This is a genomic window from Pseudomonas sp. p106, assembly GCF_003936645.1.
Taxonomy (GTDB): Bacteria; Pseudomonadota; Gammaproteobacteria; order Pseudomonadales; family Pseudomonadaceae; genus Aquipseudomonas; species Aquipseudomonas putida_E.
Genome location: NZ_RHQR01000001.1, coordinates 286,655 through 312,830, shown reverse-complemented (window position 1 = coordinate 312,830; position 26,176 = coordinate 286,655). Strand labels below are relative to the sequence as shown.

26 protein-coding genes are annotated in these 26,176 nt (G+C 62.9%); 15 read left to right on the top strand and 11 right to left on the bottom strand.

Annotated elements, in window-relative coordinates; translation table 11 throughout:
• Positions 1–7 precede the first annotated feature (7 nt).
• A complete protein-coding gene (locus EGJ09_RS01650; protein ID WP_125923037.1) occupies positions 8–1,711 on the bottom strand; it encodes a glutamine--tRNA ligase/YqeY domain fusion protein in 1,704 nt (567 codons plus the stop codon).
• A gap of 248 nt (positions 1,712–1,959) precedes the next feature.
• On the opposite strand from EGJ09_RS01650, the gene EGJ09_RS01645 reads away from it, so the two are divergent.
• Entirely contained in the window at positions 1,960–2,460 is a 501-nt protein-coding gene (locus EGJ09_RS01645; protein ID WP_039603152.1) for a peptidylprolyl isomerase, read from the top strand.
• The gene (locus EGJ09_RS01640) at positions 2,457–3,179 is read left to right on the top strand and encodes a UDP-2,3-diacylglucosamine diphosphatase (RefSeq protein ID WP_115275026.1); all 723 of its coding nucleotides are present in this window, start codon (positions 2,457–2,459) and stop codon (positions 3,177–3,179) included. Before EGJ09_RS01645 ends, EGJ09_RS01640 begins: the two co-directional genes overlap by 4 nt.
• Positions 3,180–3,297: 118 nt before the next feature.
• Here the strand turns inward: EGJ09_RS01640 and EGJ09_RS01635 are convergent, their stop codons facing one another.
• A complete protein-coding gene (locus tag EGJ09_RS01635) occupies positions 3,298–5,589 on the bottom strand; it encodes an acylase (RefSeq protein WP_125923159.1) in 2,292 nt (763 codons plus the stop codon).
• Between the two features lie 223 nt (positions 5,590–5,812).
• Here EGJ09_RS01635 and EGJ09_RS01630 point away from each other — a divergent pair, with 223 nt between their 5' ends.
• Entirely contained in the window at positions 5,813–6,187 is a 375-nt protein-coding gene (locus EGJ09_RS01630; RefSeq protein ID WP_115275028.1) for a fe2+ zn2+ uptake regulation protein, read from the top strand.
• Between the two features lie 36 nt (positions 6,188–6,223).
• Here EGJ09_RS01630 and EGJ09_RS01625 read toward each other — a convergent pair whose 3' ends face one another.
• Positions 6,224–6,412, bottom strand: a complete 189-nt coding sequence (locus EGJ09_RS01625) for a hypothetical protein (protein WP_012314261.1) — start codon at positions 6,410–6,412, stop codon at positions 6,224–6,226.
• A gap of 151 nt (positions 6,413–6,563) precedes the next feature.
• On the opposite strand from EGJ09_RS01625, the gene EGJ09_RS01620 reads away from it, so the two are divergent.
• The 4 genes from EGJ09_RS01620 to EGJ09_RS01605 all read left to right on the top strand — a co-directional run bounded on the left by EGJ09_RS01620 (position 6,564) and on the right by EGJ09_RS01605 (position 9,031).
• Positions 6,564–7,022, top strand: a complete 459-nt coding sequence (locus EGJ09_RS01620) for a hypothetical protein (protein WP_046785436.1) — start codon at positions 6,564–6,566, stop codon at positions 7,020–7,022.
• 275 nt (positions 7,023–7,297) lie between these two features.
• Positions 7,298–7,678, top strand: coding sequence for a transcriptional regulator (locus tag EGJ09_RS01615; protein ID WP_115275031.1), 381 nt, complete (start codon positions 7,298–7,300; stop codon positions 7,676–7,678).
• Positions 7,679–7,743: 65 nt separating this feature from the next.
• Entirely contained in the window at positions 7,744–8,400 is a 657-nt protein-coding gene (locus EGJ09_RS01610) for a DUF2589 domain-containing protein (RefSeq protein ID WP_115275032.1), read from the top strand.
• Positions 8,401–8,473: 73 nt separating this feature from the next.
• On the top strand, positions 8,474–9,031 hold the full coding sequence (locus tag EGJ09_RS01605) for a DUF2589 domain-containing protein (RefSeq protein ID WP_125923036.1): 558 nt from the start codon (positions 8,474–8,476) through the stop codon (positions 9,029–9,031).
• A 10-nt stretch (positions 9,032–9,041) separates the two neighbouring features.
• Here the strand turns inward: EGJ09_RS01605 and EGJ09_RS01600 are convergent, their stop codons facing one another.
• Genes EGJ09_RS01600 through EGJ09_RS01590 form a run of 3 tightly spaced genes read right to left on the bottom strand, consistent with a single transcriptional unit; the run spans position 9,042 to position 15,157 of the window.
• Entirely contained in the window at positions 9,042–12,716 is a 3,675-nt protein-coding gene (locus EGJ09_RS01600) for a translocation/assembly module TamB domain-containing protein (protein ID WP_125923035.1), read from the bottom strand.
• Complete coding sequence (locus EGJ09_RS01595) at positions 12,713–14,455, bottom strand: autotransporter assembly complex family protein (protein WP_125923034.1); 1,743 nt, start codon at positions 14,453–14,455, stop codon at positions 12,713–12,715. Before EGJ09_RS01595 ends, EGJ09_RS01600 begins: the two co-directional genes overlap by 4 nt.
• Positions 14,456–14,506: 51 nt before the next feature.
• Positions 14,507–15,157 (bottom strand): GNAT family N-acetyltransferase, encoded by a 651-nt coding sequence (locus tag EGJ09_RS01590; protein WP_046785440.1) that lies wholly within the window; start codon positions 15,155–15,157, stop codon positions 14,507–14,509.
• Positions 15,158–15,320: 163 nt separating this feature from the next.
• Between EGJ09_RS01590 and xthA the strand changes: the two genes are divergently transcribed.
• Positions 15,321–16,133 carry an exodeoxyribonuclease III gene (gene xthA, locus EGJ09_RS01585; protein ID WP_125923033.1) on the top strand — a complete coding sequence of 271 codons (813 nt, stop codon included), beginning with the start codon at positions 15,321–15,323 and terminating at the stop codon, positions 16,131–16,133.
• 161 nt (positions 16,134–16,294) lie between these two features.
• On the opposite strand, the gene EGJ09_RS01580 is transcribed toward xthA, so the two are convergent.
• Together EGJ09_RS01580 and EGJ09_RS01575 are read right to left on the bottom strand one after the other, a co-directional pair.
• On the bottom strand, positions 16,295–17,047 hold the full coding sequence (locus EGJ09_RS01580; protein WP_046785442.1) for an anti-sigma factor: 753 nt from the start codon (positions 17,045–17,047) through the stop codon (positions 16,295–16,297).
• Entirely contained in the window at positions 17,044–17,565 is a 522-nt protein-coding gene (locus tag EGJ09_RS01575) for a sigma-70 family RNA polymerase sigma factor (RefSeq protein WP_046785443.1), read from the bottom strand. Before EGJ09_RS01575 ends, EGJ09_RS01580 begins: the two co-directional genes overlap by 4 nt.
• A gap of 129 nt (positions 17,566–17,694) precedes the next feature.
• Between EGJ09_RS01575 and EGJ09_RS01570 the strand changes: the two genes are divergently transcribed.
• The 4 genes from EGJ09_RS01570 to EGJ09_RS01555 all read left to right on the top strand — a co-directional run bounded on the left by EGJ09_RS01570 (position 17,695) and on the right by EGJ09_RS01555 (position 21,180).
• Complete coding sequence (locus EGJ09_RS01570) at positions 17,695–18,741, top strand: catalase family peroxidase (protein WP_115275563.1); 1,047 nt, start codon at positions 17,695–17,697, stop codon at positions 18,739–18,741.
• Positions 18,738–19,271, top strand: coding sequence for a cytochrome b (locus EGJ09_RS01565; RefSeq protein ID WP_046785444.1), 534 nt, complete (start codon positions 18,738–18,740; stop codon positions 19,269–19,271). Before EGJ09_RS01570 ends, EGJ09_RS01565 begins: the two co-directional genes overlap by 4 nt.
• 84 nt (positions 19,272–19,355) lie before the next feature.
• On the top strand, positions 19,356–20,558 hold the full coding sequence (locus EGJ09_RS01560) for an MFS transporter (protein WP_125923032.1): 1,203 nt from the start codon (positions 19,356–19,358) through the stop codon (positions 20,556–20,558).
• Positions 20,559–20,634: 76 nt separating this feature from the next.
• Positions 20,635–21,180, top strand: a complete 546-nt coding sequence (locus EGJ09_RS01555; RefSeq protein ID WP_012314247.1) for a cupin domain-containing protein — start codon at positions 20,635–20,637, stop codon at positions 21,178–21,180.
• Positions 21,181–21,237: 57 nt separating this feature from the next.
• On the opposite strand, the gene EGJ09_RS01550 is transcribed toward EGJ09_RS01555, so the two are convergent.
• Both EGJ09_RS01550 and EGJ09_RS01545 read right to left on the bottom strand, forming a co-directional pair.
• Positions 21,238–21,831 (bottom strand): 2-hydroxychromene-2-carboxylate isomerase, encoded by a 594-nt coding sequence (locus EGJ09_RS01550; protein WP_125923031.1) that lies wholly within the window; start codon positions 21,829–21,831, stop codon positions 21,238–21,240.
• A gap of 26 nt (positions 21,832–21,857) precedes the next feature.
• Positions 21,858–22,589 carry an SDR family oxidoreductase gene (locus EGJ09_RS01545; RefSeq protein ID WP_125923030.1) on the bottom strand — a complete coding sequence of 244 codons (732 nt, stop codon included), beginning with the start codon at positions 22,587–22,589 and terminating at the stop codon, positions 21,858–21,860.
• 89 nt (positions 22,590–22,678) lie between these two features.
• On the opposite strand from EGJ09_RS01545, the gene EGJ09_RS01540 reads away from it, so the two are divergent.
• Positions 22,679–23,242 (top strand): TetR/AcrR family transcriptional regulator, encoded by a 564-nt coding sequence (locus tag EGJ09_RS01540; protein WP_125923158.1) that lies wholly within the window; start codon positions 22,679–22,681, stop codon positions 23,240–23,242.
• Positions 23,229–23,822: a DUF4157 domain-containing protein gene (locus EGJ09_RS01535; protein WP_125923029.1), complete on the top strand. Its 594-nt coding sequence runs from the start codon at positions 23,229–23,231 to the stop codon at positions 23,820–23,822. The genes EGJ09_RS01540 and EGJ09_RS01535 overlap by 14 nt, the downstream gene beginning before the upstream one ends.
• A gap of 15 nt (positions 23,823–23,837) precedes the next feature.
• Here EGJ09_RS01535 and EGJ09_RS01530 read toward each other — a convergent pair whose 3' ends face one another.
• Positions 23,838–24,830: a bile acid:sodium symporter family protein gene (locus tag EGJ09_RS01530; RefSeq protein WP_046785449.1), complete on the bottom strand. Its 993-nt coding sequence runs from the start codon at positions 24,828–24,830 to the stop codon at positions 23,838–23,840.
• 118 nt (positions 24,831–24,948) lie between these two features.
• Between EGJ09_RS01530 and ampC the strand changes: the two genes are divergently transcribed.
• The gene (gene ampC / locus EGJ09_RS01525; protein ID WP_125923028.1) at positions 24,949–26,088 is read left to right on the top strand and encodes a class C beta-lactamase; all 1,140 of its coding nucleotides are present in this window, start codon (positions 24,949–24,951) and stop codon (positions 26,086–26,088) included.
• Positions 26,089–26,176: the final 88 nt, after the last annotated feature.

Below are 26,176 nucleotides of genomic sequence, written 5' to 3'. Positions count from 1 at the left end.
TGGTTCCTTAGCTGCCCCAGGAGTCACGCAGGGTGACGGTGCGGTTGAACACCGGGCGGCCCGGCTGGCTGTCCTTGAGGTCGGCGCAGAAGTAGCCTTCGCGCTCGAACTGGAAGCGGTCTTCAGGCTGCGCCTGGCCCAGCGACGGCTCGGCACGGCAGCCGGTCAGCACTTGCAGCGAGTCCGGATTGATGTTGTCGAGGAAGCTGGCGCCCTCCTCGGCCTTTTCCGGGTTCGGCGAGCGGAACAGGCGGTCGTACAAGCGCACTTCGCATTCGACACTGGCGTCTGCCGGCACCCAGTGGATCACGCCCTTGACCTTGCGGCCCTCGGGGTTCTTGCCCAGTGTGTCCGGATCGTAGGAGCAGCGCAGCTCGACGATGTTGCCCTCGGCGTCCTTGACCGCTTCGTCGGCGCGAATCACGTAGCTGCCGCGCAGGCGCACTTCACCAGCCGGTTCCAGGCGCTTGTAGCCCTTTGGCGGCTCTTCCATGAAATCGTCGCGGTCGATGTACAGCTCGCGGGCGAAGGGCAGCACGCGCACGCCCATGTCTTCCTTGGGGTGGCGCGGCAGCTCGAGCTGCTCGACCTGGCCTTCAGGGTAGTTGGTAATGACCACCTTCAGCGGGCGCAGCACGCACATGGCGCGCGGCGCGGTGCGGTCGAGGTCGTCACGGATGCTGAATTCGAGCATCGACATGTCGACCACACCGTCGGAGCGGTTGGTACCGACCATCTCGCAGAAGTTGCGGATCGAGGCCGGGGTGTAGCCGCGACGGCGGAAGCCCGAGAGGGTCGACATGCGCGGGTCGTCCCAGGCGCTGACGTGCTTCTCGTCGACCAGCTGCTTGAGCTTGCGCTTGGAGGTGATGGTGTAGTTCAGGTTCAGGCGGCTGAACTCGTACTGACGCGGATGCGCCGGTACCGGCAGGTTGTCCAGGAACCAGTCGTACAGCGGCCGATGGCCTTCGAACTCCAAGGTGCAGATCGAGTGGGTGATGCCTTCGATGGCATCGGACTGACCATGGGTGAAGTCGTAGTTGGGGTAGATGCACCACTTGTCACCGGTCTGGTGGTGGTGGGCATGACGGATGCGGTACAGGATCGGGTCGCGCAGGTTCATGTTCGGCGAGGCCATGTCGATCTTGGCGCGCAGCACGCGCTCGCCATCCTTGAACTCGCCGGCCTTCATGCGCGCGAACAGGTCGAGGTTCTCTTCGACGCTGCGCTCACGGAACGGGCTGTTCTGGCCTGGCTCGGTCAGGCTGCCACGGTAGGCCTTGGCCTGATCAGGGGTCAGGTCACAGACATAGGCCTTGCCACGCTTGATCAGTTCAACGGCCCAGTCGTGCAACTGGTCGAAGTAGTTCGAGGCATAACGCACGTCGCCGGCCCAGTCGAAGCCCAGCCATTTGACGTCGCGCTGAATTGCATCGATGTACTCCTGGTCTTCCTTGGCCGGGTTGGTGTCGTCGAAGCGCAGGTGACAGACGCCGCCGAACTCCTTGGCCAGGCCGAAGTTGACGCAGATCGACTTGGCATGGCCGATGTGCAGGTAGCCATTGGGCTCCGGCGGAAAACGAGTGACGATGCTGCTGTGCTTGCCCGAGTCCAGGTCGGCCTGGATGATCGGCCGCAGGAAGTTCGCAGGGACGGCGGGGGCGCCTTTGGCAGCGGCGTTGGGCGCGTTGTCGGCAGTGGGCTTGCTCATAGGATCCTTGAATGCACGTGTCCGGCCTGGGTAGGCCGATTGAATCAAAGGGCCTATCATAGCCGAAGCAGTCAAGCTGCTGACAGCCGGGCTCGGACAAACTGCCGTGATTTATCGCAGCTTTTTGTCGCGGCCTGGCAAAATGGCCAGTGCGCGCCATGTGTCGCGGTCGCCCGATCCTGCGTCAGGTGACTACAGGCGCACTGCGCACCCTAATTCCCGAATGCCTTGAAAGAGCGAATTCCAGCATGTCCAAAGTCAAACTGACCACCAACCACGGCGTTATCGTCCTGCAACTGGACGCCGAGAAAGCGCCGCTCACCACGGAAAACTTCGTTCAGTACGTCAAGGACGGTCACTACGATGGCACCGTGTTCCACCGTGTGATCAAGGGTTTCATGATCCAGGGCGGCGGCTTCGAGCCGGGCATGAGCCAGAAGAAAACCCGCGCCAGCATCCAGAACGAAGCTGACAACGGCCTGAAGAACACCAAGTACAGCATTGCCATGGCACGCACCATGGAGCCGCACTCCGCCTCGGCCCAGTTCTTCATCAACGCCTCCGACAACGACTTCCTCAACCACAGCGGCAAGAACACCCAGGGCTGGGGCTACGCGGTATTCGGCGAAGTGACCGAAGGCCGTGAAATCGTCGACGCCATCGAAAAGGTCGCCACCGGTTCCAAGGCTGGCCACCAGGACGTACCAAAAGACGACGTGATCATCGAGAAAGCCGAGATCGTTGAGTGATACTGCTGATCTCTGATCTGCATCTGCAAGAAGAACGCCCGGACATTACCCGGGCGTTTCTTGATCTGCTCGACGGCCGCGCACGCCATGCCAAGGCGCTTTACATCCTCGGCGACTTCTTCGAAGCCTGGATCGGCGACGATGCCATGACGCCGTTCCAGCAGTCGATCTGCCAGGCCGTGCGCCAGCTGAGCGACAGCGGCACTGCCGTGTACCTGATGCACGGCAACCGTGACTTCCTGATTGGCGAGGCTTTCTGCAAGGCCGCCGGCTGCACCCTGCTGGCCGACCCCAGCGTGATCAGCCTGGGCGGCGAGCAGGTTTTGCTGATGCATGGCGACACCCTGTGCACCCGCGACATCGGTTACATGAAAATGCGCCGTTATCTGCGCAACCCGTTGAGCCTGTGGATTCTGCGGCACTTGCCGCTTGCCACCCGGCAAAAGCTGGCGCGCAAGCTGCGTAACGAAAGCCGTGCACAGACGCGCATGAAGGCCACCGAAATTGTCGATGTCACACCAGAAGAAGTGCCAGCGGTGATGGCGGCACATGGCGTGAAAACGCTGGTGCATGGCCACACTCACCGGCCGGCGATCCACAAGCTGGTGGTGAACGGGGAGCCTGCCCGGCGCATCGTGCTGGGCGATTGGGACCGTCGCGGCTGGACCCTGCAGGTGGATGCGCAGGGCTTTCAGCTGGAGCCGTTCGAGTTTTCCTGAAACTGATAGCTTCGCCATACCGGCCTCATCGCCGGCAAGCCGGCGCCTACAGGTACGCCACTATCCTTGATACCTGTGGGCCGGTTTGCCGGCGATGAGGCCGGTACAGGTTTGTAACTTAAGGCTGGCTCGCCACTGCCCCCTTGTCCCGCTCACTGATCACATACTGCCGATACTCGGGGTCAGCCTTGATTTGCGCCTCGGTGAACGGGATGGGCGCCAACTGCTTGGCCGAGAACGCTTTGGTCTGGTCGCTCGCATGCGCCGATGCGGCTTCGCTGGACTGCGAGAAGGCCAACAACCCGCACGCCTGGGGCCCCTTATCGGTGAAGCTGACCAGTTGCAAGTAACTGGTGCCACTGACCACCAGCCGCTTGCCCGGCCCATGCGGGACGCTGTAGATCGCGTTATACACCCCCAAGCCCTGCGGGCCGCCCGGCACCGGTGTGCCATCGGCCGCCTGCTGGATCTGCCCCCAACGGCTGTCTTCAGCAACGCCGGCTTTGGCTACCTGCTGCAGTGAGGCCAGCGCCGCTTCGCGCAGCAACTTGCGCACCGCCGCCTGCTCCACTGCCAACCCACGCGGCGTGTGTTGTGGGTCTGCCGGGTCGAAGGCCACACGCCAGCTTTGCGGATACCTGGCCAAGGCGTCGACGATGTTCTGGAAGTGCACCAGGCCAATGCCACTGTTCAGGTCAGCCTTGCCATCCCAGCTCGCCAGGCTCGCACATAGCGCCTGCAAATCGGCCTCAGCGCCTTTGCACCATTGCAACAAGTCTGGAAGCACCAGGCTGGCCAGGTAGACCTCATCATCCATCACCATCCGCTGCAGGTCCTCCACACCCAGCTTGGCCTTGCCTTGCAGGCGCTCCAGCGCGAAGCGCCCGCGCATGCCCAAGGGCTGGTCGCTGCGGCTGATCAGCGGCGAGTACCCCGTCAACGGCTGGGCGGGGTTGGTCATCCATGCCGGATCGTTGGAGCTTTGCACAAAATCGTTGCGCGCAAGGCTGGGCAACAGATGCGCCGGGAAGATGCCAGGCTGCGCTGCCTGTGCATCGACCTTCCACTGGCAGGCGCTGCGCGAACCGTCGAGCACCACCAGCGGCCCTTGCGCCGCCGGGTTGCTGCACTGGCTCAGCAACTGCTGGTCCACATAAGGCACCACCGACTGGTTAAGGTACAACGCCTGGCCACCGGCATCGACGGCCAAGGTATTGACCCAGGGGATGCCCTGCAACTGCTCGACCGAGCCCTTCAGTGCCGCCAGGCTATCGGCACGGTTGATGCGATACCACTGCTGCAGCACGCGGGTATTTTCCAGATTGGCGTCGCGCAGGCTGTAGGCCGCTTTGCTGTCCCAGTCCAGGCGCCCTGGCCACTGCACCACCGGCCCGAAGCTCGAACTGTAGACCTGGCGCTGCACCTGGCTCAGCGTGCCATCCTCAGCCTTGACCGTGACACTCACAGCCTGGCGCGTCAGCGGCAGGGACTTGCCATCGAGCAGGTAGCGGGTCGGATCCTTGGGGTCCAGTTGCAGTCGATAGAGGGTGAAGTGTTTGGACGTATCGACCGTGTGGGTCCAGGCCAGGTGACGGTTGAAACCGATGTTCACTACCGGCAAGCCAGGCAGTGCGGCGCCCATGACGTCCAGTCGGCCAGGGATGGTCAGTTGCATCTGGTAGAAGCGCATCCCGCCCATCCAGGGGAAATGCGGGTTGGCCAGCAATAGCCCGCGGCCGTTGGCCGAACGCTCCGCACCCACTGCAACGGCGTTGCTGCCGCGCTCCGAAGCGAAGCGCTGCTGCTGGGCAAGTGCCTCGCCAAACGTGGGCGCTGCCTGCTGGCTCGCCAACTGCGGCGGCCGGGCAGCCGCCAGCGCTTCGGCGAACTGGCCCAACCCACCCTCAGCCAGCAGACGGCGGGTCAGCTTGACCAGGTCCAGGCTGGTGATCGGCCGCAACCACTGACCATCCCCGCACTCTGCCGGCAGCCCTTGGCTACGACGCTCGGCCAAGGCGCGGTTGAAACCACTGGCATAGCCCTCCAGCAAATCACGCACCTGAGCAGGTTGGGCCTGCAGGAAGCTGTTGACCGCAGTCGGCGTATTGAACCAGGTGAAGAACAGGTCGCTGGTCAGGTTATCGCGCTGCTCGAGGGTTTTGCCCTGCGCGCCAAAAAAGCGCGAACGTTCACCGTTGACCGTCAGTACTTCATTGGCCAGCAGGCACAGATTGTCTTGGCCATAGGCATAACCGATGCCGTAACCCAGGCCGCGCTCATCCTTGGCAACGATATGCGGCACGCCGAAACTGGTACGGCGAATTTGCGCAGTGGCATCAGACTTGGGTTCCAACGCCTGCGCGGCCATGCTGGAGACAACCAGCGCGGCCGCAAGGCCAGCGCAGGTCATGGGACGTGAAATTGAGAGCACGGGCACTCCTCGGCTTCTGGGATCATTCCCAATCAGACGAACGCCCACATGAAAATTTTACGCACAAGGAGAAACAGATTCGTCTTCATGAGACCGGCAGAGAATCTTTTTTTTGCGCAAAGGCTGCAGATTCTCCGTTCTCATTCGTCCTAGTAAGTGAGGCACCCATATTTCGGGAAAGTCCACGAAAAGGAGCATTCACATGTACAACCCGCAATCCTCACTTCAGACCGGGCGAACCCCGGCCAAAGCGGCCAATGGACAGGACGCCTGCGGGGAAGAGCGTGTCGGCAACGAACAGATCCGCGAGTTGCTGCGCACCTATGGGCTTCGTACCAGCCTGATTCGTCTCAAAGTGATCGATGCCCTGCACAGCGCCGGCCGTTCCGGCCGCAGCATTGGCGTGCGCGGTGTGCACGCGCATCTGGAACAACTGGATATTCCGCTGTCGTTTCTCAGTGTGCGGGAGGTGCTCAAGCGGCTGTGCGCAGAGGGCGTGATCAACCTGGGCAACGACAAGTGCTACAGCCTCAACCCGCAAGCGCGCGCCGTGCTCGAGCAACCCTCTGCACGCTGAGCGCATGGCCGGCCATACCTGGCCGGCCGGTACGGGTCAGGGCTTGACCTTGCGCCGCAGGATCCCGTTGATCACGACCACCACCACCGCAATGGCGATGGCCAGCAGCTGGAAAGTCTGTTCACTGATGGTGCCCTGCTTCTGCAGGTGTGACAGGCCCAGCATGAGGCCCAGCACCACCAGGATGATAAGAATCGAATATTTGAGGCGCTGCACGTGTGTCATCGATAGTTCCTTGCAACATCGGGGGCAAATGGCTCGCAACGAGCCGGGGCAATGATACAACGCCCGTGGCTTTCGGCGCTGCATTTCCTGCTTAGCGTGGCACCTCAAGCCTGAAAGCATTGGCCTTCCTACCGCCCATGCTGGAGGCTCCATGCTCAAGCCCGCCCTGCTCATTCTGTTGTTACTGCCCTCTCTCCCCACCCACGCCCTGGATATCCGCCAGATACCACCTGAGCAATTGCTCAAAATGGGCCGCGAACTGGCGGACTACGCCGGCAGCAACCAATGGCAACAGTTATGGCATCGAACAAGGGCAGCCGGGCACCTGCTCGCAAGGCCCGGCCACGCCCATTTCACAATCGAGCAGCCGCAGTTGCCAAGGCTCGCCTACGAAACCTTGGCCAACGCCGGACAAGTCGAAGCAGTGGGCAAGACCCTTGCGCTCTATCGCCGATCCTTCCCCGGTAAAGTGCTGGGCCGGCACGATAAGCAATCTCTCAGTGCCCTCTGCCTCGTGGTCGACTGGCGCAGTCTGCCTCAAACAATGGCCGATTGGCCCCACGCCTACCTGCGCAACGTGAGCTTGATGCATGTTTACCCCTGCGGTTGAGGGTACTGGCACCCAGTTGCCTCACGGAAAAGTGCCCCCCTGAGTATCAACGGCTGTAGGGCAACGCCAGAGCGATGTCCTACAACACGCGAAATCGTTGCCTTCAAATCTTGCTCCCCGAGGCTACAACAGCTGGACCACTTGGCGCCTAGCGACGTTATTCGACACTCACTGACAATCCTCTCACGCCAACGACAGAACGCCGATGGTAATCGCTGACCCGCCATTGCGGCTCATCAAAGCATCGCGCCCCATCTACCGCGAGGGAGCACCACATGGAATTGCCAGATCTCACAGCCATCGACATCAGCCTTCTGCCGCACTCGTTGCAGTCACTGATCGAATGTATCGGCATAGAAAACGCCTACCAACTGACCTGCGCCTTCGGCGGAAGGCCCAAATACATCCCCAAGCATCGTGAGCGCACCAAGCTCGCCGACGTGCTCCCTGGCGAAGCTCTGGACGCCCTGATCAAGCGGTTTGCCGGTGTAGCACTGGAAATCCCCAAGCCAGACCACTTCCTGCGGCAGTTGCGCAACCTGCAAATCCAGAAAGAAAGCGCTGAAGGGCTGTCACGCAGCCTGCTGGCCGACAAGTACGGCCTGAGCCTGCGCCAGATCGGCAATATCCGTCGCCAGGAGCCTTGCACGCGCTGACGACCCCCACCCGGCCGCACTGACGGCCGTATTTGCATCATCCAACAGAGAAAGAGAATCCAGCAATGTCCCTAGACAACAGCCTTATCGGATCGGTCATCAACGCCTTGCCCATGGACCGTATGATCGCCGGGCCGCTACAAGCCATGGTTCAGGCTCAGGTCACTGCGAGCAAATCCTATGCGGACTTCCTCATGCAGGTCTGCGTACAGGATGGCAAAGCGGTTGCCATCCAGTTCGACTATGACGAGACCATCGTCAACGAACAGGGCGAATACAAAGGCGTCGTCAGCAAGTCCATGAAGGTCCCGCTGCTGGCGGCCATTACCCACCCGAACATTGTCATTGAAGAAGGCAAGGTCGAGTTCGAACTGACCATCAGCCAAGCGGCTGAGGATTTCAGTGAGTCCAGCAAAGGTGGTGACATGGCCGCCTCGCTGGGCTGGGGCCCTTTCAAGCTGGACATGAAGGGCAGTATCAGCCACAAGTCCACGCAGACCCGCAAGTCCGATACCCGTGCCCGCTATGCATTCAACACCACCTTGCGCCGCCAGGATCCACCAGAGGCGGTGATGAGGGTCATCGATTTCCTCACCGATGCTGCCACCAAACCGACGGTGGTACCCAACTCGACCCTGATAAGCACGGATGCGATTTCCGATGCTGACGTACTGAAGGACGATACAGCGAGCACCGCCTCTGCAGGTGCCACCACTCCCTGATCCTTCGCCCTGTCTCAAAATGTCCGCCTCGCTGAACACAGCGGGGCTCCCCGTGTACCAAGGAGACAAGTGAGTGGACAACCACCCTGCCCCCATGACCGCGATTGACCTGCGGGATATCACCCGTGGCCTGCAGGAAGCCGCTGCGGCAACCAATAGCCTGATTGCCCAGCAGTACATCAATCTGTTCGATCACTTTTTCGACATCGATCCGCAGGCGCTCGGGGCTCCTATGAAAGCCAAGATGGTCGAGGTCGCCATGGACGACAAGCATGTGATACGCGTGCCGTTGTTCGCCCTGGTTTCACCCAAGGGGCTGGCTCTGGAGCGCATGCAGGTCGACCTCTCTGTGCGGGTCAATGGCACGGAGGCGCTGCGTGCGATGCAGGCGAATGAGGAGGCCGGCGGCGCTGCGGCCTTCAAGGTCACCATTGGCGCCCAGGGCCGCCAGGGGGAAACGCGAGACCCGGACGAGGTACAGCTCCGCATGCAGTTTCAAGCCAGCGAGCCACCCGAGGCGCTCAACCGGCTGATCGAGGAATATACCAAGCTGATCAACCCCACCCGCAAGCCGCCCACTGCGCCTGCCCCTGAAACCAATGAGTTCATCGAGGCCGCCACCGTGCGGTGATGGCGCCCCTTCAGAAGTCGCGCTTGTAGAAAATATCCAGCGAACTGGCCAGGCCACTCGCCGCCTCAAGGTAGACCTTCTTGCTCAGCTTGTAGCGCAACGCAATGGTATTGGCCGGCTCGAACACCCCTACCCCATATCGCAAGCTCAGTTTCTCGGTCAGGTTACCGCTAGCCACCACACTGGTGGAGTTGCCCGAGCCCTCAGTGTCCAACTGGAAATCGTCAATACCCAGGCTTGACGCGAGGCTGCCGGTGATTCCTGCGCTGCCAGCCAGGCCCAGCCCCAGGGCCGCCTCGGCAAGCATGTTGTTGTCCTCGCCCGAAGTGCCCAGCGGTCGGCCCAGCACCAGGTAGGACAGCGCCTGTTCCTGGCTCATCGCCGGCTCCGAAAACACCTTGGTAGTAGGCTGCTCGGCACTGCCGCTCAGGCGAATACCGGCGATCACGTCATCAACCTGCCGAATGGCTTCGATGTCCAGGTAGGGCTGGTCGATGGGCCCGGCGAACAGCAAGCGCGCACGGCGAATGGTCAGGCGCTGACCGTAGGCACGATAGCGTCCGTCAGCCAGGCTCAACTCACCACGGGTGTCCATGTTGTCGCCGATGTGTACATGGCCGAGCAAGTTGGCGGTAAGCCCAAAACCGCTGAACGACAGTTTGTCTTGCCCAACCTCTACATCAATGTCCATGGCCATCGCCATGGGCGTTTTGCCTTCCTCGGTCTGGTGGCCGACGATGACGGTGTCGTCCGATACTTTCACGGTCGATGGCGGCAGTTCGCGCACCGTGATCTTGCCTTTGGGCACCAGCACCTTGCCGGTCACCGCCAGTTTGTCGTCGATCAGGCGCAGGCTCAGGTCCGGCGCAACCTCAAGTGTTGCGTAGGGTTCGACGGTAACCGGCAACTGCTGGCCCTGCAGGCGCAGGTTCATGCCCAGGGCCTGGCCCCAGGTCAGGTCTCCGCTCAGCCGGCCACGGCCCGCCTCGCCACTGCGCCAACCACCGTTGAGCTGAACCTGCTCGCCAGCGATCAAGGCCTGCAGCGACAGGTCCTGCAAACTGACGGGCAGCTCAGCACCACTGACCTCGCCACCACTGAGCATCAGGTTGCCGTTGACCTTTGGCGCCAGCAAGGTGCCGGACAATCGGCCACTGCCATTCAATTGGCCTGCCAGGCGCTCGACCATCGGTACGAAAGGCCGGGCAACCGACAGGTCCAGACCGGCGAGGCGGAAGTCACCCGACAGCGGCTTGTCTTTCCCCAGCGGGTCGAGACGGGCGTTCAAGCTCAACTCGCCGAGGCGCTCGCCACGGAAATTCAGCCGTGTATCGATGCGGCGAGGCGCCAGGGTGCTGTCCAGGCGCAGCGCCTGGTAAGGGAAATCGATCCAGCGCCCATTGTCCCGCACCCTCAGGGTGCCGCCACTGGCATCGATACGCACGACACCCTTGGGGCCGCTGGCTGGAATGTCCAGATTGACGTCAGCGTTGAGCAGCCCCTGCCAGGCGAAATCCTTCGGCAGCCATTGGGCCAGACTGTCCAGCGGGAACTGTTTGAGGTGATAACGCAGGCGCGGCTCTGGTGCCAGGCGTTGATCCTCGCCACACAGGCTGGCCTGACCGGAGCGCCAGCAGTGGGCACCGAAGTCCAGTTGGCCGCTGGCCAGGCGCTGCAGGCGGGCCGGCGCCTGCAACTGCCAGTCCTGGCCACCGGCCTGGACTCTGCCGCTGGCCAGCCGGCCACGCCAGTCCCCCTTGTTCAACTGGCCGTCGAGCCCCAGGTCAAGCTTCAACTGCGGGCCATCGAGGCCCAGGGTCAGGGCTTGCTGGCGGATATCGCCCTTGCCGTTGGCCTGCAAGGTGCCCAACGCCGTATCGCCCAGGCGAATACCATTGGCCTTGAGGTTGATCACGCCACGCTGGGCGTTGTCCAGGCGTGCATTGAGGTCAAGCCGCTGGATACGGTTCTGCTCCTGCGCCAACTGCTGGCCTTGCAGGGTGAGGGTACCCTGGGGAGCGCTCAGCGTGCCGCTGACACCCAGCCGCCCTTTGGCCTGGCCTCGCAGCCCGGGCCACAGTTGCCCGAGCCGGGGCAGGTCGAGGTCGACACGCCCGGCCAGGCGCTGCTGCAGGCTGCCACTGCCGTTGATGCGGTTGTCACCCAACTGCACGGCCAGCGCACCGAGGGTCCAGTTCTGCCCGGCGCCTTCGGCCTGTACCTTGAGCATCGCCGGCTGGCCGCGCAGGCGGCCCTTTAGATCAAGCTGGGTATCGAGGGTGAGCTGCTCACCCTTCATTTCACCTTTGCTGCGCAACGGACCGGCCAGGGTACCGGGCAGTTCGGCGAGCCAGTAGGCGGGGTCGAGTGCCGACAACTGCAGGTCGACATCCCAGGCCAGGGTATCGGCAAAGCGCACCGCGACACTGCCGGCTGCCTTGCCTTGCCCGGCGGTCAGGGCCAATTGCGGCAGGCGCACCTGGCCAAGGTCACCCTCGAAAGGGCTGGCCAACGTAAAGGCTCCGGCTGGGCCGTCGAGGTCGCCATTGAAAGTACCCTGGTAACTGCCATCGCGGTATTGCACCTGCGCGTTGAAGCGCTTGAGCGTGACATCTGGCGGCGCGTCCAACGGGTACAGACGTAGCCACGGGAAATCCTGCCAGTCGAGCTGGGCATCGGCCACCAGGCCTTGCTGCCAGTCGGCGCTGGCCTGCAGCTTCACGTGCTGAGCGTCGCTGGCAGAAAGGTCCAACGCCTGAACGTTCGCCCCTTTGGCATCTACCTTGCCCTTGAGCAGCAGGGCGATCGGTGCCTGTTCTGCCGGCAGGCTGGCGCTACCGGACAACTGATAACCTTTGAGCAAATCGCCCTCGGCGTCGAGCTTGAGCTGATTGAGCTGCAGCGTGTCCGGCAGCGTTTGCGCGGGTTTGAAGGCATCGGAGCGCAGCTGCAACCTGGCCGGCAAGTGCTCGGCCAGTGCCTGCAACTCACCGGTCAGGCGCGCGTTGAGATAACCGCTGCTGGTCGCATCCAGTTCAAGGGTTTTCTGCAACTCGCCTTTGGCGGTCAGTGCCAGTTGCCAGGCCTGCCCTTGCACCGCAGGCAGTTGCACCTGCCCCTGCAGTTGCACCGGCCAGTCACCCTCGGGTTGCAGATCGCCCTGCACATTCAATTGCAGGTCATCGCGCTGCAGTTGCAGGCTGTCGATCTGCAGCCCTGTGGCAGTCCAGTGCGCCGCCAGGTGAAGATCGCCGAGCAGGTCGCTACCATCGAGGCGCACCTGACTAACCTTGACGTCACCCAGCTCGATGGCCACCGGCAGCCGCAAAATCGGTAACTGCAGCGGCCCGCTGTCGGCAGGTTGCTCGCTCGGTGCGAACAGCATGTCGATACGCTGGGCATGCAGTTGATCGATGCACAGCGTTGCCCGCAATAAACAGCCAGGTGTCCAGTTCAGCAGCGGAGCCAGCACTTCGACGCGGTTGCCGCCGTCAGCCCAGGTCAATTGGCTCGCCTGCCACCTGCCCGCAAGGCGCCCTTGAAAGTTATCGACCTGCAGGCCTGGCACGCGCCCAAGTACCCAACGGCTGCCGCCTTCGGTACCAAGTATCGCTGCCAGCGCCAGAACAACCAGTAACACACTGCCAAGCAGGCCCAGCAGAATGAATTTGAACACACGCATCACAGCTCAGGCCCCATGGAGAAGTGCAGGCGGATACCACCGTCGTCATCAAGGGCCTTGGCCAGGTCAAGGCGCAATGGCCCGACCGGCGAAACCCAGCGCACGCCGATACCGACCCCGGTCTTGAGGCTCGGCAGCTCCAGCGTGTTGAACGAATTGCCCTGGTCGACGAATGTCGCCACACGCCACTTCTCGGTCAGCGAATACTGGTATTCGACGCTGCCTGCCACCAAGTAGCGGCCACCGATACGGTCGCCGTCGCTGTTCTTTGGCGACAGCGTCTGATAGTCGTAGCCGCGCACGCTCTGGTCACCACCGGCGAAGAAACGCAGCGATGGCGGGATGTTGTTCTTGTAACCGTTGGTGGCGCTGCCACCGAACTGCACCCTGCCGAGCAAGCGGTGGTTGTGCCCGAGCGTGGTCAGGCCCTTGAGCAGCACGTTGCCATGCAACAGGTTGGTGTCGGACACCAGCCCTTCCTTGGCCACCTGGGTATCGAACTGCAGGCGGTAGCCATTGTGCGGGTCGATGCGGTTGTCGCTGCGCAGGTAGGAGAAACTTACGCCCGGCATAAGCAGGTTGCTCAGGCCCGAATCGTCGCCAAGGCGATACTCTTCACGCTGGTACTTGAGCGAGATCACCCGTTGCCAGCCACTGGGCAGCTTGCTGTGCCATTCCGGCCCCACGGTCAGCAGCTTGCTGAGTGTGTCTGTACCGGCGATCTCTTCATTCTGATAGCCGCCAGCGAAACGCAACTTGTCGGTCAGGGGCGGGTCAAGGGGCACGTCGTACCACAGCCCCACGTTTTGCCGGGGGGCTGAAAGTTCTGTTTCCCAGCCGTAGCTGTGACCTTGGGGGTTGACCCAGTGGCGTGTCCAATTGGCTTTGCCGCGCGGCCCGACATCCGTCGAGTAACCCAGGCCCAGGCCTATTGTCCGCGGTTTGCGGGTATCGAGGCGCACGTCCACGGGGATTTGCTCAGCCACTGCGGCAGTGGGCGCAGCATCGACCCGCACACCCTCGAAATAGCCGCTGGACTGCAGGTCGTTGTTCAGCTCAGCGACCAGTTCGGAGTCGTATGGCGTGCCCGGTTCGAACGAGACCATGCGCTGCAGCAGTTCTTCGTCCAGCGGCGTGTCGCCACTGAACCTGACCGCACCCAAGCGATAGCGTGGGCCGCTCTGATACACCAGTTCGATATCGGCCACCCCGGCCTGCGGGTCGACGGCAAGGCGCTGGCGGCTGAAATGCCCACTGAAGAAGCCGTAGCGCGACGCCTGGTTCTGGATCAACCGTTTGGCGTCCTCGTACAGCCCATGGTTGAGTTGCTCACCGGCGCGCAGGGCTTTGCTGTCGGGTACGCGAAACGCTTTCATCTCGCTGGCAGGCCCTTCGATGCGCACGGTTACGTTGCGCAAGCGCACAGGCTCACCCGGGTCGATATGAAGGATCAGCTTCGCCGGTTGGTCGGCCTTGGCAGGCGGCCTGACCTCGCTATCGATCTGCGCCTGATAGTAGCCAAGCGCTTGCGCCGCTTTTCGCGCCTGCTCCTGCGCCCCGCGGCTGAAGCGCAAAAGCGCCTCTTCATCGCGGTCACCCAGGGTACCTATGTAGCCTTCGACATTGGCTTTGAGCGCTTTGTTGGCAGGGTTTACCTGCACAAGCAATTCGCTCTGCCCCCATGCTGTGAAACTGGCGGCCCAGAAAACCAGGCCCCAAGTCAGTCTTCCTGAATACGTCATGCGGCGCATGCTACCAGAGCCAGGCGCTCAAGGGAGCCGCCTGGCGGGCTTTCATGCTGTCGGGGAAATTGAAGATACCGGACAGGGATGAAAAAACACTCTTTCTCGGATTGGCCCTACAGCCACCTCGCCAATCTCCTCATACCCCTGGCGCTCATAGAACGGGAGGTAATGCTCGTTGCCCGAATCCAGCACCACGCCTTGTGTGTTGGGGTCTTCTGCGCACCAGTCGTGCACGGCCTGTAACAATTGTTCGCCATAGTGCTGACCGCGAAAAGCTGGGTGCACACCCAGGAGCGGCAACATGTGGACCTGTTCTGTCGGCAGGCAACCGACCAGCGCCGCCTGATAATCCATGTAGCGTCGGGTGCAGCGTTGCCCGGTGCCCAGCAGCATGCGCAGGCGCCAGGCCCAACTGTCGGCCACGCCCAACCGGCGCTGCGGCGGTACGATCAGCGCCAACGCTATCAGGCGGTCATCCAGCAACAGGCCAATGGCCGGCAACTGCAGGTAGAAATGCTGTCGTACCCACTCGCGCACCATCACGCGCAAGCGTCGTTCATAGCCAGGGCGCTGGGCCTCGAAGATGTAGGCAAAGGTGGGCTCTTTCAGGTAGGCGTTGTACAGCAGTGAGCGTGCCTCACGGCTGTAGCCATCATCGAGTGTGCAGATGCGAGCCTGGGCGGCAGTGGCTTCGGGCATTGCGGGCAGTCCTCCTGGAATGGGCATACAGTGCCTTGGAGGAGCCCCACGGCGCATCGTTCCCCCCTTGAGTGCACGTTAGCAGCGCCTTCGCGAAGCCGCCACGCTGGTGATCAGGGACGATGTCGGCTAGCATCCGGCCTTTTACCGGGATTGTCTTTCCATGAAGATCGTCTGTTTCAACATCAATGGCCTGCGGGCCCGCCCGCACCAGCTGGCGGCGCTGATCGAAAAGCACCAGCCGGACGTGATCGGCCTGCAGGAAACCAAGGTCAGCGACGATCAGTTCCCCTTGGCCGACGTTCAGGCCCTGGGCTACCACGTGCACTACCATGGCCAGAAAGGCCACTACGGCGTCGCCCTGCTCTCGCGCCAGCCCCCGCTGAGCCTGTTCAAAGGCTTTGCCACAGACGAAGAAGACGCCCAGCGCCGTTTCATCTGGGGCACGTTCGCTGATGCCAATGGCACGCCGATCACCATCATGAATGGTTACTTCCCGCAGGGCGAAAGCCGCGACCACCCCACCAAGTTTCCGGCCAAGCAGCGTTTCTACAGCGACCTGCAGGCGTTGCTGGAGGGGCAGTTCAAGCAGGACCAACCGGTGCTGGTAATGGGCGACATGAACATCTCGCCCCAGGACTGCGACATCGGTATCGGTCCGGACAACGCCAAACGCTGGCTGAGGACAGGCAAATGCAGCTTCCTCCCCGAGGAACGCGAGTGGATGGAGCGCCTCAAGGGCTGGGGGCTGGTGGACAGTTTCCGCCACCTGCATCCAGAAGTAACGGACCGCTTCAGTTGGTTCGACTACCGCAGCCGCGGCTTCGAGGACGAGCCCAAGCGTGGCCTGCGCATCGACCTGATCATGGCTTCGCAGCACCTGGTGCCGCGGATCAAGGCCGCAGGTGTGGACTATGAGCTGCGCGCAATGGAAAAACCCTCGGACCACGCGCCGATCTGGCTTGAATTGAGCTGACAGGCTCCGGCGCCTTCACGAGTGAGGCAGCCCAACGCTTGTCGTGTGAACCGGCTCGCAGCGATGCAGGCACTGCGGTGCATGGCACCGGCTTTGCCGGTGATCGCCGGCAAGCCGGCCCCCACAGCGGACGCGTCGCGACGGGGGGGGGCTGACCGACACTAAAGGCCCAACCGCAAGGCCTCCCCCACACCCGCCCCGCGCACATCATCCGCCGCACTGACCAAGGCAAAGTTATAGGCCCCATGCGACCAATACCTCGCCTCCAGCTGGCCATCGACACGCTGCCCTTGCGGCATGCGCTCGAAACGCTCCCCAGGTGAGCGCAGGAACAGGCTGATGCGCTGCCCTTGGCGGTCCTGGAACACCAGCAACGCCGCTGGCCCTTGCTCATTGCTCAACAATCGTGCGCCCACAGGCTGGAACCCGTAGCCGGTGAGGTCAGGCAGCTGCCCCACCCTGCTGAAATGCCTGCCCAGCCAGTCGCGCAACTGCGTCGGGTCACTGGCCTGGATATCCAGCGCCTCGCTGCCGGCGAACAAGCGGTGCGCCTGAACGGCGTCAGCCATGGGCAACTCGTTCCCTGCCAGCGTGACCTGCCGGGCCTGCCAACCACCCACCCCGCCTATGCCCAGTGCCAGCAGCAAAACCGCAGCCGAAGCCAGGCGGCGTTGGCGCCGTTGACGCACACGCCGCTGCAACTGGCCCCGATCCAACTGCGCCGCCCTAGGTTGATCGCCAAACCCGGCCAGGGCCGTGCGCAAGCGTCGAGCATCGTTGCGCCAGGCCTCGATACGTGCAGCTTGCTCAGGGTTGGCCGTCAGCCAGGCCTGCACCTCGGCACGCCGCGTCGGCTCGAGTCGATCGTCAACATAGGCATGCAGTTCGTCTTCGCTGGGTATCAGGCGCGTCATTTCAGTCTCCGCAAGGCCGGGGGCTGGGGGTTGCCCTCAGTCAGTTCACGCAAGGCGGCACGGGCACGTGACAGGCGCGACATCACTGTGCCGATGGGGATGCCCAGTGCCTGGGCCGCCTCCTTGTAGCTCAGCCCTTCGACACTCACCAACAGCAACAAGGCACGCTGTTCGGTCGATAGCCGGGCAAAGGCCTGCAGGTCGGCCTGGGCCAGAACGATGCTCTCGATGTTACCGCCGAGCGCTTCGCTTTCCTGCTCCGCGCGGCCGAACCACGATAGCCAGCGGTTATGCAGGCGCTCACGGCGTTTACCGTCGAGAAACAGCCGGTAAAGAATGGTGAACAACCAGGCACGCAGCGCATCGGCATCACGTTGCTGGCTGCTGCGGCTGAGTGCACGTTCTACAGTGCCCTGCACCAGGTCGTCGGCGCTGCCCGGTTCGCGGCTCAGCCACAAGGCAAAGCGGCGCAGGCGCTGCAGCAACTCGCGCCACTGCTGTTCGTCCAGGTCGTGCATGGCAAGGTACCGGCTCGGGGGTTGTCAGTGTAGGGGGCAGACGCGCCGCCACAAAATTTATTCCCATCGATGGAATAAATAGTTCCCTGCCCCGTCGTACCGGCATCTTCACTGAACCGGATGAACACCATGAACTCACCCTTGCACGGCCCGGACAAGGCCCTGCGCCTGGCCGGCATTGGCGCCGTGATGCTGGCTTTGGGCGCAGGCTTTGCCTACGCCGCAGGCTGGATCGGCGGGCCGCAGCTGACTCCGCAACGCATCATCGACACCTTCGAAGCCCAGGCCGGCCACTACCCGGGCTATCGCAAGAACCACGCGAAAGGCCTGTGCGTCAGCGGCTACTTCCAGCCCAGCGGCCAGGCCGCCACGCTGTCGACAGCACGCGCGTTCACCCAGGATCGGGTACCGGTAATCGGCCGCTTCGCCATCGGTGGCGCCAACCCGTTCGCCCCCGATACGGGCATACCGGTGCGCAGCCTGGCAATTGAGCTGAGCACCGACGACGGCCAAGTCTGGCGCACCGGGATGAACAACCCCCCTGTGCTGGCGATCAGCACACCACAAGGGTTTTACGACCAGGTGCTGGCCAACGCGCCAGACCCTGCCACCGGCAAGCCGGACCCGGCAAAGCAGCAGGCCTTCTTTGCCGCCCACCCGGAAAGCGCTGCCTTCCGCCAATGGGCCGCAAGCTACAAACCCAGCGACAGTTTCGCCAACACCCAGTACCACAGCATCAATGCCTTCCGCCTGATCGACGCCAGTGGCACTGCGCACCCGGTGCGTTGGCAGCTCGAGCCACAAACGCCTTTCGCTGCCCTGCCCGGCAAGGTCGACGACAAACAGTTCCTGCAGCATGACCTGCAGCAACGCCTGACCCAGGGGCCGTTGCGCTGGACCTTGCGGCTTGTACTGGCCAACCCCGGCGATGCACAGGACAACCCGGCCCAGCCCTGGCCCGCCGAACGGCGCAGCGTAGATGCCGGCACCCTGGTCATCGAACAGGTGGATGCACCGGAGCAAGGCGCTTGCCGTGACCTGAATTTCGACCCGTTGATCCTGCCCAGCGGCATCCAGCCTTCCAATGACCCGATTCTCGCTGCCCGTTCGGCGGCCTACTCGGAGTCCTTCAACCGCCGCAGCCGCGAATCCCTCGGCGCAGGAGCCCGCCCATGAAACCCGAAGCCTTCCACCCCCTTGCCCGCTTGGTGCATTGGCTGATGGCGATACTGATCATCGCCATGCTGTTCATTGGCGTGAGCATGGTTGGCGACCTGTCGCTGCGCCACCCGGTGCTGGTAGAGTTGCACAAGGCCACGGGCCTGGCGCTGCTGCTTCTGGTGATCGTGCGTATCGGTCTGCGCCTGAGCCTTCCTCACCCCCCTCTGCCACAAGACCTGCCCGCGCTGCAGCGGCTCGCCGCAGGCGCATCGCACCTGTTGCTCTACGCGTTGATGCTGGCAATGCCGCTATTGGGCTGGGCCATGCTGTCGGCAGGCGGGTATCCGCGCCCGCTGCAACTGCCCGCGATCGCCCCGCACGACCTGCAACTGTACGCAATGTTGCGCCAGGCGCATGGCTGGGCCGGCTACCTGTTGTTCGCTACGGTACTGGTGCACCTGGGCGCGGCGCTGATGCATGCACTGGTGCGCCGGGACGGGGTATTGCGTAGCATGTGGCCAGGGCCGCTGCGCCGCAGTGACTGACGGCATGCGGTGCATGGGCTGGCCCGCAACGCTGAATGTCTCATCGATCTGCACGCCGTCTGTTCAACTGCCCTGGACTGCCCAATGAATGTCGCAAAGGACCCTGCCCCCTTGACCACCGCCAGTACACTGGACACGCGCCCGTTGCTGCTGGCCAACATGGCCTGCACCATGGCGATGATGGCATTCGTCGCCTTGATCGGGCCCATCGCCCGACTGCTCGGCATGGCCACCTGGCAAGCTGGCGCTGCGGTGACTGTGTCAGGTGTGGTCTGGGTGCTGCTGGCCCGCCCCTGGGGCCGCGCAGCCGACCGCCTAGGCCGCCGACGCATCCTGTTGCTGGGCAGTGCCGGCTTCACGGTGGCGTATTGGCTGCTGTGCCTGTTCGTCGAAGGCGCATTGCGCTGGCTGCCCGGGGCTACCTTGGCGTTCGTCGGCCTGATGCTCGCGCGCGGCTGCATCGGTGCCTTCTACGCGGCCATCCCGGTGGGCTGCAATGCGCTGATCGCCGATCATGTCGGGCCACAACAGCGCGCCCGTGCCATGGCATCGCTGGGTGCAGCGAATGCCGTGGGCCTGGTACTCGGGCCGGCGCTGGCGGCATTGCTGGCACGGTACAGCTTGAGCCTGCCCTTCCATGTGATGTCGCTGCTGCCTGCCAGCGCGTTTCTGGTCCTGCTGTTCAAACTCAAGCCACAACCCCTGGCCCATCGCCATGCGCCCAGCCCGGTGCACTTGAGCGACCCGCGCCTGCGCCGGCCGCTGCTGGTGGCATTCAGCGCGATGCTCAGCGTGACGGTGTCGCAGATCATCGTCGGCTTCTTCGCCCTTGACCGCCTGCAGCTGGGGCCGGCAGAGGCCGCCCAGGCTGCCGGCATCGCCCTGACCACCGTCGGGGTGGCACTGATCCTGTCACAAGTCATCCTGCGCCAGCTGGAATGGCCACCGCTGAAGATGATCCGCGTTGGCGCCAGCGTTTCGGCACTGGGCTTTGCCGCCGGTTCGCTGGCTACCAGCGCGCCGTGGCTGTGGGGGTGCTATTTTGTCGCTGCCGCCGGCATGGGCTTTGTCTTCCCGGCGTTCTCGGCACTCGCCGCCAATGCCATGCACGCTTCAGAACAGGGCGCCACCGCCGGCTCCATCAGCGCAGCTCAAGGTATGGGCGCGGTGATCGGCCCGCTGGCCGGGACACTGGTCTACGCCCTCGACCCACGCCTGCCATTCCTGGTGGTGGCTGTGCTGTTGCTGCTGGTCGGGCTGTGGCCTATGCCGCGCTCACGCGCCTGACAAGCACAGCGCGCGAGCGTGCAGAGTGTGTTTTAATGCGCCCATTATTTTTAACACCTCTGATTACAAGGCGGCTATGGACACGGGGACACGACTCAAACTGGTGCGTGAACGCAACAACCTTTCCCAACGCGAACTGGCCCGCCGCAGCGGGCTCACCAACTCGACCATTTCGCAAATCGAGCAGAACCGCGTCAGCCCATCGGTAAGCTCCCTGAAAAAACTGCTCGAAGGCATCCCGATGACCTTGGCAGAGTTCTTCAGCTTCGACGAGCCGGTACGGGAAGAGCGCTTCGTGTTCCGCGCCAGCGAGCAGCCCGACCTGGGCCGCAATGGCCTGCGCATGCTGCTGGTCGGTGCCAGCGTCGAGGCACGGCAGATGCGCATGCTGCGTGAACTGTATGCACCGGGTGCCGATTCGGGTGAGCCGATCGTGCATGCCGAAGGCGAAGAATGCGGACTGGTCACACGGGGCACCGTGGAACTGTGGGTCGATGGCCAGGTCAGCGTTCTGAACTCCGGCGATGGTTACTACATCCCCACCACCCTGCCGCACAGCTTCAAGAACATTGGTCAGGACGAGGCGGAGATCATCAGCGCCAACACGCCGGCCAACTTCTGATTCAAGGCCCAATGGGCCGGGCTGATCGCGGCCAGCACCGCGAACAGCCCGCAGCGCTCAAAGCTTCAGTGCATCGGCCACGAAGTCCAGACGATCCTGGCCAAAGTACATCTGGCCATCGACAAAACAGGTCGGCGCACCAAACACCCCGCGCTCCACAGCCTCTTCTGTCGCCTGTTTCAATGCCGCCTTCACCTCTTCGTCGCCAGTCAGCAGCTGAAATTCAGCGGCGGTAAAACCGGCTTCAGCGAGCACCTGCTCCAATACGGTGACATCACCAAGGTTGCGCCGTTGTACCCATAACCCGTTGAACAGCGCCGCGAGCAAAGCGTCGAAGCGTTCCGGCGCGCGCAACTGCGTGCCCACCAGGCCACGCATCAAGGCCAAGGTGTTGATGGGAAAGCCAGGCGGCAGCCCGAACGGCACGCCATAGCGCGCGGCAAACCGCGACAGGTCGGTGAACATGTAGCGCCCCTTGGCGGGGATCATCACTGGCGACGCGTTGCCTGTGGCCTGAAACACGCCGCCAAGCAACATCGGCCGGTAACGCAACGCTGCGCCATGGCGGGCGCACAGCGCCGGTAGCTGGGTCCAGGCCAGATAGCTGGCGGGGCTACCCAGGTCGAAGAAGAACTCCACGGTCTTGCTCATGCAACGCACTCCTTTAAGGGTAGGGCTTACCAGCGCTCCATCCACGGGCGCAGGTCGAGTTCGAAGGTCCAGGCGTCGCGTGGCTGTGCGTGCAGGAACCAGTAGCTGTCGGCGATGTGCGCCGGATCCAGAATGCCGTCCTGATCCTTGAGGGCGTAGCGTTCGGGGAAACTGTCACGGATGAATGCGGTGTCGATGGCGCCATCCACCACCACATGGGCAACGTGGATATTGCGCGGCCCCAACTCACGCGCCATGCTTTGCGCCAAAGCCCGCAGGCCATGCTTGGCTCCGGCGAAGGCCGCAAACCCGGATGCGCCACGGGTGCCCGCGGTGGCACCGGTAAACAGGATTGTGCCGCGCTCACGCACGACCATGCGCCGTGCCACCGCCTGGGCGGTGAGAAAACCTGCGAAGCAGGCCATTTCCCAGATCTTGAAGTACTTGCGCGGGGTTTCCTCAAGGATGCTACAGGGGACATTGGCGCCAATATTGAAAACGAAGGCTTCGATCGGCCCGATATCCCGCTCGATGGTTTCGACAAGCTCGGCGACTTCATCTTCCTTGCGTGCATCGGAGGCAAAACCGTGTGCCTGTCCGCCGGCAGCACGGATCTCTTCCACCAAGGGTTGCAGTTTCTCGACCTGACGCCGTGTGACGCAGGCGATGTACCCCTCACGGGCAAAGCGCTTGGCGATTTCGCCGCCAGTGGCATCTCCCGCACCGATCACCAGCACCACTTTTTGTTGTTCTGTCATACGCGCCTCAATTGATGAACGATCGTTTAGTAAACGAACGCTATGTTACGATCACCGGCATCGTCAAGCCCGCCCGCGAGGTTTTTCAGGTGCGCTACTCAACTGAACACAAGCAACAAACCCGTGACAAGCTGCTAGCCAGCAGCGGTGCGCTGGCCAAGCGCGGCGGTTTTGCCAGCACCGGCGTGGCCGGGCTGATGAAAGCCATCGGCCTGACCGGCGGCGCCTTCTACAACCACTTCCCGTCCAAGGACGACCTGTTTACCGAAGTGGTCCGTCAGGAGCTTTGCAACAGCCCGCTGGCACGCCTGGCCAATCAGGGCGCCAGCCGCGAACGCCTGGTGCGCTGCCTGCAGCAGTACCTGAGCCTGGCGCACCTGCACAATCCCGAAGGCGGTTGCCCGCTGCCGCCACTGGGCGTGGAGATTGCCCGAGCCGAACGGCCGGTGCGTGAAGAGGCCGAGCACTGGCTGGTGAGCCTGCACAGTGCGTGGAGCCAGGCGCTGGAGGATGAAGCCCTGGCCTGGGTGCTGATCAGCCAGTGTGTCGGGGCGCTGGTGGTCGGGCGCATGCTGGCCAGCGAGTCGGTCCAAACCCAGCTTCTGCAAGCCAATCGAAGTTGCGTCGAAAGGGCTCTGAATGAGAGCTGCTAGCCTGCTGTGTGCAATGTTGCTGAGCACTACGGCCTCGGCCGAGCAGGCCTGCCCACCAGGGCAGTATCAGGTCTGCCTGATGGGCTGCTTCTGCGCGCCGATCGACCTTGGCCAGGCCGGCCAGGTGCTCAAGGACGTCGAGGTCATGGCCTCCAGCAGCCTGGCCTTCGCCTTGCGCCAGGCCCGCGATGAAGCTACCGCCAACGGCAGTGAACCGATCCCCTTGCACATCCGAGCCCAGCTTGAGGGCTGGTATGCCTTTGCCGTGCTCGATGCAGCGCGCTATCGGGTTGGGGACGAGCAGCAGATCAGCGCCGCCAATGCTCTGCTGCAGAACCCGGATGTGAATGCGGTGACGCTGATCGACACGATCATCTTCCGCCATGCCAGTGATGCAGAGGACAACGTGGCACTGTGGGCGCATGAGCTCAAGCATGTGCAGCAGTATCAGGAACTGGGGGTAGAGGAATTCGCCCGTCGCTATACGCGCAATTACGAGGCGCTCGAAGAGCCGGCCTACAAGATCGAGGCCGAGGTGGGCAAGGCCTTGCGCCAGCGCAGTTCGGGGCAGGCTCGTTAGCCTTCACCGGCCTCATCAGGAGGAAGCAGTAGCCCCCTCACCCTCTTCCACCCTGCTGGCATACCGCTGCGCCAGCACCGCACACACCATCAACTGGATTTGATGGAACAGCATGAGCGGCAAGATCATGGCGCCGATGCCACTGCCCACGAACAACACTTGCGCCATTGGCACACCCGTGGCCAGGCTCTTCTTGGAGCCGGCAAACAGGATGGTGATGCGGTCTTCCAGGCTGAAGCCCAACACCTTGCCCAGCAAGCGGGTACCGTACAGCACTACAGCCAGCAGAATCCCGCATACGGCGAACAAGCCCGCCAGGTGCTGCGGCGATACCGTGTGCCACAAGCCCGTCACTACCGCCTCGCTGAACGCGGTGTAGACCACCAGCAGGATCGAGCCCTGATCCACCACTTTGAGCCAGCGCGCATTGCGCTTGACCCATGCGCCAATCCAGCGCCGCGCAATCTGCCCGGCGATGAAGGGCACCAACAGCTGCAGGGTGATTTTCAGCACTGCATCCAGGCCCGACCCGGTATCGCCCCCAGCCCCCAACAGCAGCATCACCAGCAGCGGCGTCAGGAAGATCCCGATCAGGCTGGACGCCGCTGCACTGCAAATGGCAGCTGGCACGTTGCCGCGGGCCAACGATGTGAAGGCGATGGCCGACTGCACAGTGGCCGGCAAAGCGCACAGGTAGAGGACGCCCAGATACAACTCGTTGCCCACCAGCGGCACGAACAGTGGCTTGAAGGCAAGGCCGAGCAACGGGAACAGCACGAAGGTGCAGGAGAACACCAGCAAGTGCAGGCGCCAGTGCCCGGCACCGGCGATGATCGCCTCGCGCGACAGCTTGGCACCGTGCAGGAAGAACAGCAGACCGATGGCCAGGTTGGTCAACCAGCCGAAATACACCGCGCCATCACCAGAGCAGGGCAACACGGTGGCGATCAGCACTACCCCGAGCAAGGCCAGGGTGAAGTTGTCGAACAACATGCGCAAATACTTCATAACAGTTTCCGTCTTGTCGTTGTGCAATGACAGACGATAAGGTCTTGGGCTTTTTCCCGCTAACGCTGGAACCCCCACCGGTGTCGCTCAACGGACACAGACTGAAAAGGATCTTTGCATGCACTTCGCTCCCCTCATTGCAGCTACCGCGCTGGCGTTGATCGCCGCCACGGCAAACGCAGCCGATCCCCTGCAGGCCCAGGTGGACGAGATCATCCGCCCACTGATGCATGACCAGGACATCGCCGGCATGGCCGTAGGCCTGTACGTAAACGGCCAGGCGCACTACTTCAGCTACGGCGTGGCCAGCAAGGCCGACAACAAACCCGTCACCGCCGATACGCTGTTCGAGATCGGTTCATTGAGCAAAACCTACACCGCTACCCTTGCCGCGCTGGCCAGCGCCGAAGGCAAGCTTGATCTCGACGCACCGGCCCAACGCTACCAGCCAGCCCTTGCCGGCACGTCGCTGGGTAAAGCCAGTGTGCTCGAACTGGGGGCGTACAGTGCCGACTGCCTGCCCCTGCAGTTCCCTGACACTGTCCAGACGGACGAGCAAGCGCTGGAGTTCTTCCGAACCTGGAAGCCCCGTGCTGAACATGGTACCCAGCGCTGCTATTCCAATCCCAGCCTGGGGCTGTTCGGCGACTTGGCAGCACGCGCGCAGCAGCAGCCATTCGCAGAACTGATGACCAAAAGCCTGTTGCCACAAATGGGCCTGAAACACACCTACCTGCAGGTACCTGCCAGCGCGCAGGGCCTCTATGCCCAAGGGTATGACGCACAAAACCGGCCGGTGCACGTCAGCCCGGGCCCATATGCCGATGAGGCCTACGCAATCAAGACCAGCGCCAGCGACCTGCTGCGCTACGTGCGCCTGCACATGCAGCCAGCCGAGCTGTCGCCTGCGTTGAGAAATGCGGCCGCCATTACCCAGGCGGGCTATTTCCAGGTCGGTGCAATGACCCAAGGCCTGGGATGGGAACGCTACCCCTACCCCGCAGCGCTCGAAACGCTGGTCGATGGCAACGGTTCACGGATGGTTCGGGAGCCTCAGGCCACCCAGCGTCTGAACCCGACGCGCCCCGCCCTGCCCCAGGCCTGGTACAACAAGACCGGCGCCACGGGCGGCTTTGGCGCCTATGCCGCGTTCATTCCGGCCGAAGGCAAGGCCATCGTTCTTCTGGCAAACCGCAATTATCCCAACGAAGAACGCGTGCGTGCGGCCTACCGGATCCTCTCCAGCATTGACCGCTGAAAGGCACCCCGAGCAGGATTGTCCGACAAGATGTAGTGAAAAAAAATATTCACTACAAAACGGTTGACGCCATTCATCGCGCTTGGGC

Bases quoted from the DNA above. Each gene is read 5' to 3' on its own strand.
- EGJ09_RS01650 (WP_125923037.1), bottom strand. From the start codon at position 1,711: ATGAGCAAGCCCACTGCCGACAACGCGCCCAACGCCGCTGCCAAAGGC.
- EGJ09_RS01645 (WP_039603152.1), top strand. From the start codon at position 1,960: ATGTCCAAAGTCAAACTGACCACCAACCACGGCGTTATCGTCCTGCAA.
- EGJ09_RS01635 (WP_125923159.1), bottom strand. From the start codon at position 5,589: ATGACCTGCGCTGGCCTTGCGGCCGCGCTGGTTGTCTCCAGCATGGCC.
- EGJ09_RS01630 (WP_115275028.1), top strand. From the start codon at position 5,813: ATGTACAACCCGCAATCCTCACTTCAGACCGGGCGAACCCCGGCCAAA.
- EGJ09_RS01625 (WP_012314261.1), bottom strand. From the start codon at position 6,412: ATGACACACGTGCAGCGCCTCAAATATTCGATTCTTATCATCCTGGTG.
- EGJ09_RS01620 (WP_046785436.1), top strand. From the start codon at position 6,564: ATGCTCAAGCCCGCCCTGCTCATTCTGTTGTTACTGCCCTCTCTCCCC.
- EGJ09_RS01615 (WP_115275031.1), top strand. From the start codon at position 7,298: ATGGAATTGCCAGATCTCACAGCCATCGACATCAGCCTTCTGCCGCAC.
- EGJ09_RS01610 (WP_115275032.1), top strand. From the start codon at position 7,744: ATGTCCCTAGACAACAGCCTTATCGGATCGGTCATCAACGCCTTGCCC.
- EGJ09_RS01595 (WP_125923034.1), bottom strand. From the start codon at position 14,455: ATGACGTATTCAGGAAGACTGACTTGGGGCCTGGTTTTCTGGGCCGCC.
- EGJ09_RS01590 (WP_046785440.1), bottom strand. From the start codon at position 15,157: ATGCCCGAAGCCACTGCCGCCCAGGCTCGCATCTGCACACTCGATGAT.
- xthA (WP_125923033.1), top strand. From the start codon at position 15,321: ATGAAGATCGTCTGTTTCAACATCAATGGCCTGCGGGCCCGCCCGCAC.
- EGJ09_RS01580 (WP_046785442.1), bottom strand. From the start codon at position 17,047: ATGACGCGCCTGATACCCAGCGAAGACGAACTGCATGCCTATGTTGAC.
- EGJ09_RS01575 (WP_046785443.1), bottom strand. From the start codon at position 17,565: ATGCACGACCTGGACGAACAGCAGTGGCGCGAGTTGCTGCAGCGCCTG.
- EGJ09_RS01570 (WP_115275563.1), top strand. From the start codon at position 17,695: ATGAACTCACCCTTGCACGGCCCGGACAAGGCCCTGCGCCTGGCCGGC.
- EGJ09_RS01565 (WP_046785444.1), top strand. From the start codon at position 18,738: ATGAAACCCGAAGCCTTCCACCCCCTTGCCCGCTTGGTGCATTGGCTG.
- EGJ09_RS01560 (WP_125923032.1), top strand. From the start codon at position 19,356: ATGAATGTCGCAAAGGACCCTGCCCCCTTGACCACCGCCAGTACACTG.
- EGJ09_RS01555 (WP_012314247.1), top strand. From the start codon at position 20,635: ATGGACACGGGGACACGACTCAAACTGGTGCGTGAACGCAACAACCTT.
- EGJ09_RS01550 (WP_125923031.1), bottom strand. From the start codon at position 21,831: ATGAGCAAGACCGTGGAGTTCTTCTTCGACCTGGGTAGCCCCGCCAGC.
- EGJ09_RS01545 (WP_125923030.1), bottom strand. From the start codon at position 22,589: ATGACAGAACAACAAAAAGTGGTGCTGGTGATCGGTGCGGGAGATGCC.
- EGJ09_RS01535 (WP_125923029.1), top strand. From the start codon at position 23,229: ATGAGAGCTGCTAGCCTGCTGTGTGCAATGTTGCTGAGCACTACGGCC.
- EGJ09_RS01530 (WP_046785449.1), bottom strand. From the start codon at position 24,830: ATGAAGTATTTGCGCATGTTGTTCGACAACTTCACCCTGGCCTTGCTC.
- ampC (WP_125923028.1), top strand. From the start codon at position 24,949: ATGCACTTCGCTCCCCTCATTGCAGCTACCGCGCTGGCGTTGATCGCC.